The organism is Mesorhizobium sp. M4B.F.Ca.ET.143.01.1.1 (assembly GCF_004792275.1).
GTDB classification, from domain to species: Bacteria; Pseudomonadota; Alphaproteobacteria; order Rhizobiales; family Rhizobiaceae; genus Mesorhizobium; species Mesorhizobium abyssinicae.
Window position 1 is genome coordinate 1 of the sequence record NZ_SRSR01000229.1, and the last position, 323, is coordinate 323.

The following is a 323-nucleotide window of genomic DNA, read 5'->3' on the forward strand; positions in this document are numbered from 1 at the left end:
CGACCGCGCGCTGTCAGAAGCCTTCCAGCACGACCGCAAGCTGCTGGCGGAGGAATTCGTTCGTGGCCGCGAGATCGAATTCAGCGTGCTGGAGAGCCCCGCGGGCGAACTTTTCGTCTCGCGTCCAGGCGAGATCGTGCCCGCGGAGAGCCACGGCTTCTACAACTACAACGCCAAATATATCGACGAGAATGGCGCTGCGCTCATAGTGCCGGCGGAATTGCCGCCGCAAGCCGAAGAAGCCATGCGGGGCGCAGCCGCGAAGGCGTTCAGAGCGCTCGGCTGCGACGGCATGGCCCGCGTCGACTTCTTCCTGATGCCGG

Annotated in this window: 1 pseudogene; it reads left to right on the plus strand. The window is 64.7% G+C overall.

From position 1 onward, the window contains the following. Positions 1-323: pseudogene (locus EN786_RS36760) on the plus strand (D-alanine--D-alanine ligase A); the annotation flags it as partial.